This window comes from Paraburkholderia sp. GW821-FHT02A12 (genome assembly GCF_059422005.1).
This window is the reverse complement of the sequence record NZ_JBWKWA010000001.1, coordinates 4084124-4099023: the sequence shown is the minus strand read 5'-3', so window position 1 is coordinate 4099023 and position 14900 is coordinate 4084124. Positions and strand designations below refer to the sequence as shown.

7 protein-coding genes, 2 tRNA genes and 3 rRNA genes are annotated in these 14900 nt (G+C 59.0%); 7 read left to right on the top strand and 5 right to left on the bottom strand.

Going from position 1 to position 14900, the window contains the following annotated elements; translation table 11 throughout:
- Nucleotides 1-78 precede the first annotated feature (78 nt).
- The 4 genes from paaI to paaN form a co-directional block, all read right to left on the bottom strand.
- On the bottom strand, nt 79-555 hold the full coding sequence (gene paaI, locus AC07WT_RS18810; protein ID WP_494948075.1) for a hydroxyphenylacetyl-CoA thioesterase PaaI: 477 nt from the start codon (nt 553-555) through the stop codon (nt 79-81).
- 1 nt (nt 556) lies between these two features.
- The gene (gene paaG, locus AC07WT_RS18805; protein ID WP_494948074.1) at nt 557-1348 is read right to left on the bottom strand and encodes a 2-(1,2-epoxy-1,2-dihydrophenyl)acetyl-CoA isomerase PaaG; all 792 of its coding nucleotides are present in this window, start codon (nt 1346-1348) and stop codon (nt 557-559) included.
- A gap of 48 nt (nt 1349-1396) precedes the next feature.
- Entirely contained in the window at nt 1397-2599 is a 1203-nt protein-coding gene (gene pcaF, locus AC07WT_RS18800) for a 3-oxoadipyl-CoA thiolase (RefSeq protein WP_494948073.1), read from the bottom strand.
- 127 nt (nt 2600-2726) lie between these two features.
- Nucleotides 2727-4427, bottom strand: a complete 1701-nt coding sequence (gene paaN / locus AC07WT_RS18795) for a phenylacetic acid degradation protein PaaN (protein WP_492592259.1) — start codon at nt 4425-4427, stop codon at nt 2727-2729.
- A gap of 131 nt (nt 4428-4558) precedes the next feature.
- Here paaN and AC07WT_RS18790 point away from each other — a divergent pair, with 131 nt between their 5' ends.
- The 6 genes from AC07WT_RS18790 to rrf all read left to right on the top strand — a co-directional run bounded on the left by AC07WT_RS18790 (nt 4559) and on the right by rrf (nt 11266).
- Nucleotides 4559-5335, top strand: a complete 777-nt coding sequence (locus AC07WT_RS18790) for an enoyl-CoA hydratase (protein WP_494948072.1) — start codon at nt 4559-4561, stop codon at nt 5333-5335.
- Between the two features lie 490 nt (nt 5336-5825).
- Nucleotides 5826-7356: ribosomal RNA gene (locus AC07WT_RS18785) — 16S ribosomal RNA — on the top strand.
- A 78-nt stretch (nt 7357-7434) separates the two neighbouring features.
- Nucleotides 7435-7511: transfer RNA gene (locus tag AC07WT_RS18780), tRNA-Ile, on the top strand.
- A gap of 70 nt (nt 7512-7581) precedes the next feature.
- Nucleotides 7582-7657: transfer RNA gene (locus AC07WT_RS18775), tRNA-Ala, on the top strand.
- A 337-nt stretch (nt 7658-7994) separates the two neighbouring features.
- A 23S ribosomal RNA gene (locus tag AC07WT_RS18770) occupies nt 7995-10875 on the top strand.
- A 278-nt stretch (nt 10876-11153) separates the two neighbouring features.
- Nucleotides 11154-11266, top strand: a 5S ribosomal RNA gene (rrf, locus tag AC07WT_RS18765).
- The 16S, 23S and 5S rRNA genes sit together here with 2 tRNA genes alongside, the layout of an rRNA operon.
- Before the next feature lie 177 nt (nt 11267-11443).
- Here the strand turns inward: rrf and AC07WT_RS18760 are convergent.
- A complete protein-coding gene (locus tag AC07WT_RS18760; RefSeq protein WP_494948071.1) occupies nt 11444-12637 on the bottom strand; it encodes a M20 aminoacylase family protein in 1194 nt (397 codons plus the stop codon).
- 178 nt (nt 12638-12815) lie between these two features.
- Between AC07WT_RS18760 and AC07WT_RS18755 the strand changes: the two genes are divergently transcribed.
- Entirely contained in the window at nt 12816-14894 is a 2079-nt protein-coding gene (locus tag AC07WT_RS18755) for a molybdopterin-containing oxidoreductase family protein (RefSeq protein WP_494948070.1), read from the top strand.
- The last annotated feature ends 6 nt before the right edge of the window (nt 14895-14900 follow it).

Here is a 14900-nt window from a genome sequence, read left to right as displayed (position 1 = left end):
CGAATGTCTCCTTGCTGCCTCAATGCTTGAGTCTGATATGCGGTGCGCGTTCGTGCGCGAAAGTCGGGTGACGGGCTGCTATCCATGCACCTTTCCGTCACCCGTAGGAATCAGGTGGCCTTTGATTTGCGCCGATTTGCCGCGAAACATCGCCACGGTTTCCCTGGCGCGATTCGTCACGCGGATATCGTAGATGCCGGTGCGGCCGCTCAGCGTTTGCTCGATGGCTTCAGCAGTCAGCACGTCGCCGCCTTTGACCGGTCGCAGAAACTCGATCGAGCAGCCGGCCGCAACCGTGTTGATGTTGTAGGTGTTGCAGGCGAAAGCGAACGCGGAATCCGCGAGCGTGAAAATCAGGCCGCCGTGGCAGATCCGATGGCCGTTCAGGAAGTCGTCGCGCACAGTCATGCGCAAGCGCGCATATCCGGCGCGCACTTCCTCCACTTCAAGTCCGAGCGCACGGCTGCACGCGTCGTTTTCGTACATGGCGGCGGCGGTTGCGTGGGCGAGTTCGTCCGGCGTCATTTGGACCGGGCGGTTCGGTTGCGTGGACATATCAGCGGCCCTCGAAGCGCGGCGCGCGCTTTTCGACGAACGCTCGCACACCTTCCGCGTAATCGCGAGACGCGCCGAGTTCACGCTGCAGATCGCGTTCGAGATCGAGCTGCTGGTCGAGGGTTTGCGTTGCACCCGCGCGCATGGCCTGCTTGATCGCGGCGATGGCGCGTGTGGGTTGCTGCGCAAGTTGGGTCGCCAGCCTGGCTGCGGTAGCGGTGAGCTCAGTGTCATCGACCGCTTGCCAGATCAGCCCCCAGCTTTCGGCTTTCTCCGCGCTCAGTTTGTCGCCGGTGACGGCGAGGCCCAACGCGCGCGCCATGCCGATACGCCGAGGTAGAAACCAGGTGCCGCCCGAGTCCGGCACCAGACCAATCTTCACGAACGCCTGGATGAAGCTGGCTGAGCGGGCGGCAAGCACCAGATCGCAAGCCAGCGCGAGATTGGCGCCGGCGCCGGCGGCGGTGCCGTTGACCGCTGCGATCACCGGCAACGGCAGCGCTTGCAGCCGGCGAATCAGCGGATTGAAATGCTCGTCGATCAGTCCGCCGAGGTCGGTCATCGCGCCCGGCGTGAAGTCGAGGTCCGCGAGATCCTGGCCGGCGCAGAAGCCGCGGCCCGCACCGGTTAGCACAAGCGCACGCGCACCTGATGCTTCAACCTGGTCGAGCGCGGCGCTCAGTTCCTGGTGCATCGCGCGCGTAAAGCTGTTGAGCTTGTCCGGGCGGTTTAGCGTGATGGTCGCTACGTGGCTCGCGGCGTCGAGATCGACGCGAATCGCTTCATATGACATTGGGTGTCTCCTCAAAGTCTCATTGACCGGTGCTCGCGACGATGGCGCTCAGACGCGTTCGATCGCCAATGCGATGCCTTGGCCGACGCCGATGCACATCGTGCAAAGCGCATAGCGGCCGTTGATTCGTTCCAGCTGATAGAGCGCCGTGGTGACCAAACGCGCACCCGACGCGCCGAGCGGGTGGCCGAGCGCAATCGCTCCGCCGTTTGGATTCACACGCGGATCGTCGTCGCGCAGCCCAAGCATGCGCAGAACCGCCAGCCCTTGCGATGCGAAGGCTTCGTTAAGCTCGATCACGTCGAATTGATCGAGCGACATGCTCAGTTGTTTCAGCAGCTTTTGCGTGGCCGGCGCCGGGCCGATGCCCATGATGCGCGGCTCGACCCCCACTGTTGCCATGCCCACCACGCGTGCGCGGCGACGCAGGCCGTATTGATCGGCAGCCTCCTGATTCGCGAGCAACAGTGCGCAGGCGCCGTCGTTCACGCCCGATGCATTGCCGGCGGTCACGCTGCCGTCGGCGCGGACCACGCCCTTGAGCTTGCCGAGGCTTTCGAGCGAAGTCTCGCGCGGGTGTTCGTCGAGCGTCACGCGCACGGGATCGCCTTTCTTCTGCGCAATTTCAACGCCGACAATTTCCTGAGCCAGCGTGCCGTCGCGCTGGGCGCGGGCCGCCTTTTGCTGGCTCGAAAGTGCAAACGCATCCTGATCCGCGCGGCTTATGCCGAATTCGACAGCGACGTTTTCCGCAGTATCCGGCATCGAATCGACGCCGTATTGGCGTTTCATCAGCGGGTTGATGAAGCGCCAGCCGATGGTCGTGTCGTGAATTTCGGCTTGCCGCGAAAACGCGCCGCTGGCCTTGCCCATCACGAACGGCGCGCGCGTCATGTTTTCGACGCCGCCCGCGATCATCAGACGCGCGTCACCCGCCTTGATGGCTCGCGCAGCAGTGCCGACCGCGTCCATGCCCGAGCCGCACAGGCGGTTGAGGGTCGAGCCGGGTGCGCTGGTCGGCAACCCGGCCAGCAATGCCGACATGCGGGCAACGTTGCGGTTGTCTTCACCGGCCTGATTGGCGCAGCCATAGATCACGTCGTCTAGCGCGAGCCAGTCCACCTCTGGATTGCGCTCGATCAGCGCCTTGATCGGTACCGCGCCGAGGTCGTCGGCGCGGACATCCTTCAGGGCGCCGCCGTAACGGCCGATGGGGGTGCGAATCGCGTCGCAAATGAAGGCGTCGTTCATGTGAGGTTCCTGCTGGGACGGATTGGCGTGAATTGCCAATTCGATGTCTCATGTTAGTTGGGGGGCGCGGCTCGGTCCATTCGGCCAAACGGCATAGGACGCAGGCCGTGCTTTTGTCTTAGGCGGCTCAGCCAGCTACCGCCGGCGCCGCTTTCGGTTCAACATGAACGCGGCTCTGAACAACGCGGAAGCGGTTCGCGACGAATGCGGCGTCGGCGAGCGCGGCGTTTGCGGCCGGATTCGCGCCCGTACCGTGGAAGTCGGAGAACGCCGCCGATTGATTGACGAACACGCCGCCCGTCAAGTTGATCGACAGCGCCACGCCGCCGCGAATCGACGCTTCGTGCGCCTCTTCGAGCACAGCTTCGTTCGTGCTGTAGACCGATAGAGTCAGCGCGCCGTGCTCGGCGGCGATTGCGCCGGCCAGGTCGAGCGACTGCGCGGTCGAGTCCGTCGCGATCACGAACGAGATCGGGCCGAACCATTCTTTGGTGAACTGTGCATGGTCGGTGGCGGCATCCAGTTGGAGCATGACCGGTGTGCGCACACGGGCGCCGGCAAAAGCCGGATGTTCGAGCGATTGGCTTTCAACGAGAACGCGCCCGAGCTTGCTGGCTTCGTCCATGCGCTGGGTTACGCCTTCGTTCTGAATCGCGCCGAGCAGTTCGACGGCGCGGGCCGGGTCGGCAACCAGTTTTTGCACGGCGTTAGCAATAGCTTGAGCGACTTCGTCGAACCCGAGTGTGCCTTCGGCCGTGCGGATGCCGTCGCGCGGTACGTAGATGTTTTGTGGGGCGGTGCACATCTGGCCCGAGTACAGCGCAAGCGAGAACGCAATATTGCGGGCGGCGGCTTTGATGTCATCGACCGAGTCGATCACGATCTGGTTGACACCGGCCTTTTCTGTGTAGACCTGCGCCTGATGGGCATTGCGTTCGAGCCACGCGCCGTTTTGCGTGCTGCCGGTGAAGTCGATGAGCTTGATCTCCGGGCGCAAGGCCAGATCCTGGACGAGCGGACCATCGTTCGGTTCGGTCGCCAGCAGCGTGACGACATTCGGATCGAAGCCTGCTTCGCGCAGGACCTCACGTGCGATTCGCACGGTCAGTGCGAGCGGCAGTATTGCGCCCGGGTGCGGTTTGACGATGACCGTGTTGCCAGTGGCCAGATCGGCGAACAGGCCGGGATAGCCGTTCCATGTCGGGAAGGTACAGCAGCCGAGCACAAGGCCGGTGCCGCGCGGCACGACGGTATAGCGCTTGTGCATCGCGAGCGGCGGATTTTTCCCCTGCGGCTTTTCCCAGTGGGCGTCTGCGGGGATACGGCGCAATTGATCCCAGGCATACACGACGGCTTCGAGCGCTCGGTCCTGTGCGTGCGGGCCGCCGGCCTGGAAGGCCATCATGAATGCCTGGCCGGTTGTGTGCATCACGCTGTAACCGATTTCGAAGCTGGCGCGATTCACGCGGGCGAGGATCTCGAGGCACACGCCGATCCACGCCTGTGGGCCGGCGGCGCGCCAATCGCGCTGCGCGGCAGCGGCGGCTGCGATCAGCGTGTCAGCATCGGCCTTTGGATAGCGGATGCCGAGCGGGAACCCAAATGGGGAGACTTCGGAGCCGACGCTTTCGCCGGTCGACGGTTGGTCCAATTCGAAAGTCTTGTTCAGGTGCGCCTTGAACGCGGCTTCGCCGTCTGCGTTAGCTGTTTCCCCGTACACTTTCGGACTGGGCATCTCGACGAACGGGCTCCAGTAGCCGCGCGTCTCGACCGCAGTGAGTGCCTTTTGCAACGTGGCTTCGTGCTTGGTGAATAGCGGATGTGTCATGGCAGAGGGGCTTGGTTGTATGTTGGGAAAAGCCTGTCTAATAATTGACCGACCGGTTGGTTGGTGAATGTTAGCATTATTAAGACGGCCGCGCGAAGCGTTTTTGCGTGCCATTCACACTAGGAGGCGGCATGGCTTACGAGAACATTCTGGTTGAGACGCGGGGGCGAGTCGGCTTGGTCACTCTGAATCGCCCGAAGGCGTTGAACGCTTTGAACGACGCACTGATGGACGAATTGGGTGCAGCGCTGCGCGAATTCGACGCCGATGACGCGATCGGTGCAATCGTGGTGACGGGCAGCGAGAAAGCGTTTGCTGCCGGCGCCGACATCGGCATGATGGCGACCTATTCCTATATGGATGTCTACAAGGGGGACTACATCACCCGCAATTGGGAGACCGTGCGCTCTATCCGCAAGCCAATCATTGCTGCGGTGGCCGGCTTTGCGCTTGGCGGCGGCTGCGAACTGGCGATGATGTGTGACATCATTTTCGCCGCCGACACCGCGAAGTTCGGCCAGCCGGAAATCAAGCTGGGCATCATGCCGGGAGCCGGCGGCACGCAACGGTTGCCGCGTGCCGTTTCCAAGGCAAAAGCGATGGATCTCTGCTTGACGGCCCGTTTCATGGATTCCGCAGAAGCTGAGCGAGCGGGACTGGTCTCGCGCGTGATTCCCGCTGCTTCTCTTATTGACGAGGCGATAGCTGCGGCTGCGACGATCGCGGAATTCCCGCTTCCGGCAGTAATGATGGTGAAGGAGTCGGTCAATCGCGCGTACGAAACCACGCTAGCCGAAGGTGTGTATTTCGAGCGTCGGCTGTTCCATTCGCTCTTCGCGACGGAAGATCAGAAGGAGGGAATGGCTGCGTTCGTGGAGAAGCGCAAGCCGGTTTTCAAGCATCGTTAATACGCTTGTCAAAATAACGCTTGCAAGCCTTCGCCCGGCTCGCTAGAATCTCGCTCTTTCGTGCTTCGGACAACGGGGCGCGGGAGGCGGGAGAGCCAGCAGTGGCAAGGCTTTCAGCGAGGCGGGCAGGTTGGAAAAGCTGGAAAAACCTGTTGACGGCGTAGCGAAAGTTCTTCATAATCTCGTTTCTCTGCTGCTGATGCAGCGACGCAGAACGAAGCGGTGCCGGGTGGTTGCGGTGTGGTGTGCAACGCGGTGCGGGTTCGGTAGTGACTGCGGAATCGATCTTTAAAAATTAACAGCCGATAAGTGTGGGCGCTTGATGCGCGACGCGCCGGTGGGCCCTTCGGGATCTGCCGGGACAAGCGAAAGTATCAAGTCTCACACAGTATTAGAGGAAGGTTTGCCTGTTGAGAGACAGGCGTAATCATCGTCAGTACGTTGAGTGAGCGACCGGTCTCGAAAGAGACCGAAAAACAGTAACAGGTTTGAACTGAAGAGTTTGATCCTGGCTCAGATTGAACGCTGGCGGCATGCCTTACACATGCAAGTCGAACGGCAGCACGGGAGCAATCCTGGTGGCGAGTGGCGAACGGGTGAGTAATACATCGGAACGTGTCCTGTAGTGGGGGATAGCCCGGCGAAAGCCGGATTAATACCGCATACGCTCTACGGAGGAAAGGGGGGGATCTTCGGACCTCCCGCTACAGGGGCGGCCGATGGCAGATTAGCTAGTTGGTGGGGTAAAGGCCTACCAAGGCGACGATCTGTAGCTGGTCTGAGAGGACGACCAGCCACACTGGGACTGAGACACGGCCCAGACTCCTACGGGAGGCAGCAGTGGGGAATTTTGGACAATGGGCGCAAGCCTGATCCAGCAATGCCGCGTGTGTGAAGAAGGCCTTCGGGTTGTAAAGCACTTTTGTCCGGAAAGAAAGCCTCGGCCCTAATACGGCGGGGGGATGACGGTACCGGAAGAATAAGCACCGGCTAACTACGTGCCAGCAGCCGCGGTAATACGTAGGGTGCAAGCGTTAATCGGAATTACTGGGCGTAAAGCGTGCGCAGGCGGTTCGCTAAGACCGATGTGAAATCCCCGGGCTTAACCTGGGAACTGCATTGGTGACTGGCGGGCTAGAGTATGGCAGAGGGGGGTAGAATTCCACGTGTAGCAGTGAAATGCGTAGAGATGTGGAGGAATACCGATGGCGAAGGCAGCCCCCTGGGCCAATACTGACGCTCATGCACGAAAGCGTGGGGAGCAAACAGGATTAGATACCCTGGTAGTCCACGCCCTAAACGATGTCAACTAGTTGTCGGGTCTTCATTGACTTGGTAACGTAGCTAACGCGTGAAGTTGACCGCCTGGGGAGTACGGTCGCAAGATTAAAACTCAAAGGAATTGACGGGGACCCGCACAAGCGGTGGATGATGTGGATTAATTCGATGCAACGCGAAAAACCTTACCTACCCTTGACATGTATGGAACCCTGCCGAGAGGTGGGGGTGCCCGAAAGGGAGCCATAACACAGGTGCTGCATGGCTGTCGTCAGCTCGTGTCGTGAGATGTTGGGTTAAGTCCCGCAACGAGCGCAACCCTTGTCCCTAGTTGCTACGCAAGAGCACTCTAGGGAGACTGCCGGTGACAAACCGGAGGAAGGTGGGGATGACGTCAAGTCCTCATGGCCCTTATGGGTAGGGCTTCACACGTCATACAATGGTCGGAACAGAGGGTTGCCAAGCCGCGAGGTGGAGCCAATCCCAGAAAACCGATCGTAGTCCGGATCGCACTCTGCAACTCGAGTGCGTGAAGCTGGAATCGCTAGTAATCGCGGATCAGCATGCCGCGGTGAATACGTTCCCGGGTCTTGTACACACCGCCCGTCACACCATGGGAGTGGGTTTTACCAGAAGTGGCTAGTCTAACCGCAAGGAGGACGGTCACCACGGTAGGATTCATGACTGGGGTGAAGTCGTAACAAGGTAGCCGTATCGGAAGGTGCGGCTGGATCACCTCCTTTCTCGAGCTAACGTGTCAACGCGTTGAGCGCTCACGCTTATCGGCTGTGAAATTAAGACAGATACGCAGACAGACTCAGGGGTCTGTAGCTCAGTCGGTTAGAGCACCGTCTTGATAAGGCGGGGGTCGATGGTTCGAATCCATCCAGACCCACCACTGTTTCTGCGGTGGCTGCAGCTAACCGGTGAAGACCCCGGGACTATCAGATTGCGTTATCTGTATGACTGGGGGATTAGCTCAGCTGGGAGAGCACCTGCTTTGCAAGCAGGGGGTCGTCGGTTCGATCCCGTCATCCTCCACCAATCCTCAATGCCGGTTTTACTGCAGCAGGCGTCGCAAGATGCTGGCGGTGTAGTGAAACAGGCATTGGCGATTGAGCCAGTCAGAGTGGTATGAAGCAAGGCGCTTTATATCGGCTGTCGTTCTTTAACAATCAGGAAGAAGTAGTAAAGAGATTCACGAAAGATCACTTAGAGATGGGTGATTGAGTAGGTGAATCAGGGTTGTGATTGTATCAATGTATGAAAAGGTGATCGAAAGATCGCTTTGGAATACGGCGCAACACGAATACTCAACCTGTAGCGATTGTGAGCAACGCTTCATCCCCAGTGGGTGAGGTGTGAGACACACCCGTTATAGGGTCAAGCGAACAAGTGCATGTGGTGGATGCCTTGGCGATCACAGGCGATGAAGGACGCGGTAGCCTGCGAAAAGCTTCGGGGAGCTGGCAAACGAGCTTTGATCCGAAGATGTCCGAATGGGGAAACCCACCTCTTTTGAGGTATCCATGGCTGAATACATAGGCCATGAGAAGCGAACGCGGTGAACTGAAACATCTAAGTAACCGCAGGAAAAGAAATCAACCGAGATTCCCAGAGTAGTGGCGAGCGAAATGGGACCAGCCTGTACTCTTTATCTTTGCTGTTAGTCGAACGCTCTGGAAAGTGCGGCCATAGCAGGTGATAGCCCTGTAGACGAAAACAGCGAGGAAGAACTGGGTGTACGACAAGTAGGGCGGGACACGTGAAATCCTGTCTGAAGATGGGGGGACCATCCTCCAAGGCTAAATACTCGTGATCGACCGATAGTGAACCAGTACCGTGAGGGAAAGGCGAAAAGAACCCCGGGAGGGGAGTGAAACAGATCCTGAAACCGCATGCATACAAACAGTCGGAGCCTTTGAAAGAGGGTGACGGCGTACCTTTTGTATAATGGGTCAGCGACTTACATTCAGTGGCAAGCTTAACCGATTAGGGCAGGCGTAGCGAAAGCGAGTCCGAACAGGGCGTTCAGTCGCTGGGTGTAGACCCGAAACCAGGTGATCTATCCATGGCCAGGATGAAGGTGCGGTAACACGTACTGGAGGTCCGAACCCACTAACGTTGAAAAGTTAGGGGATGAGCTGTGGATAGGGGTGAAAGGCTAAACAAACCTGGAAATAGCTGGTTCTCTCCGAAAACTATTTAGGTAGTGCCTCGTGTATCACCTTCGGGGGTAGAGCACTGTCATGGTTGTGGGGTCCATTGCGGATTACTACGCCATAGCAAACTCCGAATACCGAAGAGTGCAATCACGGGAGACAGACATCGGGTGCTAACGTCCGGTGTCAAGAGGGAAACAACCCAGACCGCCAGCTAAGGTCCCGAAATATGGCTAAGTGGGAAACGAAGTGGGAAGGCTAAAACAGTCAGGAGGTTGGCTTAGAAGCAGCCATCCTTTAAAGAAAGCGTAATAGCTCACTGATCGAGTCGTCCTGCGCGGAAGATGTAACGGGGCTAAGCCATATACCGAAGCTGCGGATGCACAGTAATGTGCATGGTAGGAGAGCGTTCCGTAAGCCTGCGAAGGTGCACTGGAAAGTGTGCTGGAGGTATCGGAAGTGCGAATGCTGACATGAGTAGCGATAAAGGGGGTGAAAGGCCCCCTCGCCGTAAGCCCAAGGTTTCCTACGCAACGTTCATCGGCGTAGGGTGAGTCGGCCCCTAAGGCGAGGCAGAAATGCGTAGCTGATGGGAAGCAGGTTAATATTCCTGCACCATTGTTAAATGCGATGGGGGGACGGATCGCGGAAGGTTGTCCGGGTGTTGGAAGTCCCGGTTCCTGTGTTGGAGAAGGCGCTTTGGCAAATCCGGGCGCGCAATTCAAGGGCATGGGACGAGTGGCTTAGGCCATGAAGCAACTGGAAGTGGTTCCAAGAAAAGCCTCTAAGCTTCAGTTTAACAAGACCGTACCGCAAACCGACACAGGTGGGCGAGATGAGTATTCTAAGGCGCTTGAGAGAACTCGGGAGAAGGAACTCGGCAAATTGGTACCGTAACTTCGGGATAAGGTACGCCCCTGTAGCTTGACTGGCCTGCGCCAGAAGGGTGAAGGGGTTGCAATAAACTGGTGGCTGCGACTGTTTAATAAAAACACAGCACTCTGCAAACACGAAAGTGGACGTATAGGGTGTGACGCCTGCCCGGTGCCGGAAGATTAAATGATGGGGTGCAAGCTCTTGATTGAAGTCCCGGTAAACGGCGGCCGTAACTATAACGGTCCTAAGGTAGCGAAATTCCTTGTCGGGTAAGTTCCGACCTGCACGAATGGCGTAACGATGGCCACACTGTCTCCTCCCGAGACTCAGCGAAGTTGAAGTGTTTGTGATGATGCAATCTCCCCGCGGCTAGACGGAAAGACCCCATGAACCTTTACTGTAGCTTTGCATTGGACTTTGAACCGATCTGTGTAGGATAGGTGGGAGGCTATGAAGCGTGAACGCCAGTTTGCGTGGAGCCGTCCTTGAAATACCACCCTGGTCTGTTTGAGGTTCTAACCTTGGTCCGTGATCCGGACTGGGGACAGTGCATGGTAGGCAGTTTGACTGGGGCGGTCTCCTCCCAAAGTGTAACGGAGGAGTACGAAGGTACGCTAGGTACGGTCGGAAATCGTGCTGATAGTGCAATGGCATAAGCGTGCTTAACTGCGAGACCGACAAGTCGAGCAGGTGCGAAAGCAGGTCATAGTGATCCGGTGGTTCTGTATGGAAGGGCCATCGCTCAACGGATAAAAGGTACTCTGGGGATAACAGGCTGATACCGCCCAAGAGTTCATATCGACGGCGGTGTTTGGCACCTCGATGTCGGCTCATCTCATCCTGGGGCTGTAGCCGGTCCCAAGGGTATGGCTGTTCGCCATTTAAAGAGGTACGTGAGCTGGGTTTAAAACGTCGTGAGACAGTTTGGTCCCTATCTGCCGTGGGCGCTGGATATTTGAAGGGGGCTGCTCCTAGTACGAGAGGACCGGAGTGGACGAACCTCTGGTGTACCGGTTGTCACGCCAGTGGCATCGCCGGGTAGCTATGTTCGGAAGAGATAACCGCTGAAAGCATCTAAGCGGGAAACTCGCCTTAAGATGAGATATCCCCGGGGCTTCGAGCCCCTTGAAGGGTCGTTCAAGACCAGGACGTTGATAGGTCAGGTGTGCAAGCGCAGTAATGCGTTAAGCTAACTGATACTAATTGCCCGTAAGGCTTGATCCTATAACAGGTGTGTCTCGACCAGAGTTAGCGCTTTAGCTGTCGGCCGGAGTTAGTGCTTTAGCACTTACTCCGGGCCCATGCAAAGCCCTTACTCTGGTCCGATCCCCGAAGGGGATGCGTGTGAACCCCAGATGGGGTAGCAGAACACACAGGTTGAGAGATCGATGTTGTGCCTCGAACAACACAACTCCCGCTGGTGAGCCTCACCAGACACTACTTCTTCCCGATTGGCGGTATTGCCCAGGGCCCCAAACCCCGCAGTACGGCAACAAGTCATGCCTGATGACCATAGCGAGTCGGTCCCACCCCTTCCCATCCCGAACAGGACCGTGAAACGACTCCACGCCGATGATAGTGCGGATTCCCGTGTGAAAGTAGGTCATCGTCAGGCTCCCCAGCAGCACCAGAAACCCCACCCGGAACGGTGGGGTTTCTGCGTTTACGGCTCCGGAAACCATCGCAGCCGTTGCTATCCAACCGGCCAAACAGCGCGTTTCAGTAACACTCGAATTGGCAGAGCGGCACGAGGCGATACATACATCGTCGCCTAATATCAACCCAACTGTCGCTATTCTTGCGACAAAAACCGTTGCGCCAGCTTGACCCAGTACGTCGACCCGATTGGTAGCAACTCATCGTTGAAGTCGTAGCTCGCGTTATGCAGCATGCACGGCCCGGCTCCGTGGCCGGAATCTCGATGGCCGCCGTCGCCATTGCCCAGAAATGCATAACAGCCCGGTTTCGCCAGCAGCATGAAAGAGAAATCTTCCGCGCCCATCGTCGGTTCAACTGCGTCGTCGACGTTTTCTGGTCCGACAATCTCCTTCATGACAGCTGCTGCAAAGCGCGCCTCCTCGCTACTGTTGATGGTCGGCGGATAGTTACGGTGAAAATGGATGTCGACGGAGCACTCATAGGCATCGGCGGTGCTTTCGGCGATCTTGCGCATGCGTGCTTCGATCAAATCGAGTGTTTCAGTCGTGAAAGTTCGCACAGTGCCAGCGATCCACGCGTCGTTCGGGACGACATTGACGGCGTCGCCGGCGTGAATCTGGGTGATCGACAGCACCGCAGTATCGAGCGGCTTCTTGTTGCGCGTGATGATGCTCTGCAAACCGTTCGCGATCTGTACAGCCGTAAATACCGGGTCGCGGCCATTGTGCGGTAGCGCCGCGTGTGACCCTATGCCTTTGATTTCAATGCGAAATTCGTTGCTCGACGCCATGATCGGACCTTCAGTCACGCCGAAGTGGCCCGCCGGCATACCCGGCCAGTTATGAATGCCGAACACAGCGTCGACTGGAAACCTGGTGAACAGGCCATCGTCGATCATCGCCTGTGCGCCGGCGCCGCCTTCCTCGGCGGGTTGGAAAATGAATACGATCGTGCCGTCGAATTCGCCGTGCTTTGCCAGATACCGCGCCGCGCCGAGCAGCATTGCCGTATGTCCGTCATGACCGCACGCGTGCATTTTGCCGTCGTTCTGCGAGCGGTGATCGAAGCTGTTCAGTTCCTGAATCGGCAGAGCATCCATGTCAGCTCGCAGACCAATTCCGCGCGAACCATTGCCGCGTTTCAATATGCCGACTACGCCTGTTTTGCCCAGCCCGCGGTGAGTTTCGATGCCCCAGGATTCAAGGCTTTTGGCAACCAGATCCGCCGTTGCGGTCTCTTCGTAACGAAGTTCCGGGTGGGCATGAATCGTTCGTCGGAGGGTCTGAATTTCGCCGCGAGCGGCCTGGATTTCGGGAATCAGTTTCATGATGGAGTGATGATGCGCTTGTGCTCTGCTTTGCGTGGGATCGCTCGGGGCGCCTTCGCCCGGGCACGGTGATAACCGATTCTACGCCGAAGCATTTTTGGCGGCACCGCACCGGCCAGGCGGCCGCGGCCGTAAAATTCGAGACTACTTCCACACCGCTCTAGTGAATCAATCGCCAATGAATGCTCCGACCGAATTCGCCCGCGCGGTGTGTCCGCACGACTGCCCTGATACTTGCGCGATGCGTGTGACCGTCGAAGGCGGTCGGGCGATCAAGGTCACCGGCGATCCCGATCATCCGCCGACCCAAGGCGCGCTGTGCACCAAAGTCAGCCGCTATGCCGAGCGCGTGCATCATCCGCGTCGACTGACGACAGCGATGAAGCGCGTCGGCCGCAAGGGTGAAGGCCGCTTCGAGCCGATCAGTTGGGACCAGGCGTTCGAGCTGGCTGCGATGCGTCTGTCGCGGATCGCTAGCCGCGCACCCGAAGCTATCCTGCCGTACAGCTACGCGGGCACGATGGGTCTGGTCCAGGGTGACAGCATTGCGCAACGGTTTTTCCACAAGCTCGGCGCGTCGCAGTTGGACCGTACGATTTGCGCGGCCGCCGGCGCGGCGGGGCTGAAATACACTTTTGGGGCGAGCCTCGGCATGCTCACCGAGTTTTTCGCGGAGAGTGATCTCATCCTTATCTGGGGCTCGAATCCGATCGCGTCGAACCTGCATTTCTGGACGCGCGCACAGGAAGCCAAGCGCCGCGGCGCGCGTCTGATCGCGATCGATCCGTACCGCTCGTCGACGGCGGAAAAGTGCCATCAGCACATCGCGATAAAGCCGGGCACCGACGGCGCTTTCGCGCTCGGCATGATGAACGTGCTCATCACGGAGGATCTGCTCGATCATGCCTACATCGCGGATCACACCTTGGGTTTTTCGGAACTGAAGGCCCGCGCGCTCAGCTATCCGCCGTCTCGCGTCGCTGAAATTTGCAGCGTCGACGAGCAGGTGATCGTCGAGCTTGCGCGCCTCTACGGCAGCACGAAGAAGGCCGCGATCCGGATGAACTATGGCTTGCAAAGGGTGCGTGGCGGCGGTAACGCGGTGCGCGCCATCGTTTGCCTGCCGTCGCTAACGGGCGCGTGGCGCGAGCGGGCGGGCGGTGTGTTGCTGTCGTCGGCGGGATGGGCGCCGGTCAATTCGCACGCGTTACAGCGCCCGGACCTGATGCCAGGCTGGCCCGCCAAAGTATCGCGCGTCATCAATATGAACGCGATCGGCGACGCATTGCTGCATCCCGGCGACGCCGCGTTCGGCCCCAAGATTGAAGCGATCATCGTCTACAACTCGAACCCGGTGGCGGTGGCGCCGGATTCGGAGCGGGTCGCGGCAGGCTTCGCGCGCGAAGATCTGTTCACGATCGTGCTGGAGCATTTTCAGACTGACACCGCGGACTACGCCGATCTGCTCCTGCCTGCGACGACGCAACTCGAGCATCTCGACGTGCACAAGTCCTACGGGCACACACACGTAATGGTCAATCTGCCGGCGATCGCGCCGGTCGGCGACGCACGCCCGAACACGGAGATTTTCCGCGGCTTCGCGCGTCACATGGGCCTGAACGAGCCGGCGCTGTATGACAGCGACGAAACGGTCGCGCAGGCGGCGTTCCGCTGGGACGATGCGGCGCTCGAAGGCGTCGACTGGGATTCGCTGAAGAAGACGGGCTGGGCGAAGCTGAATCTGCCCGACGCGCCGTTTGCCGAAGGCGGCTTTCGAACGCCGTCTGGTAAATGCGAGTTTTTCAGTGAGCGCCTCGCGCAACAGGGACTGGATCCGCTGCCCGATTATTTGCCACCCTACGAGTCCGCTGACGGTGCGCCGGAACTTGCCGCGCGTTATCCGCTGGCGATGATCTCGCCGCCCGCGCGCAACTTCCTGAACAGCACCTTCGTGAACATCGAAAGCCTGCGCTCGACGGAAGGCGAGCCGCACCTGGACATTCACCCGGCCGACGCACAGCAGCGAAACATAGTCGACGGCGATCAGGTGCGCATTTTCAATGACCGCGGCTCGATGCAGGCGCGCGCCCGTGTCACCGACAAAGCGCGCGAAGGCCTCGTCGTCGGGCTGTCGATCTGGTGGAAGAAACTCGCGCCCGACGGCCGCAACGCCAACCAGGTCACCAGCCAGGCGCTCACCGATCTCGGCGGGTCGGCCACGTTCTACGATTGCCTCGTCGAGGTCGAACGTGCCTGAAAAGGC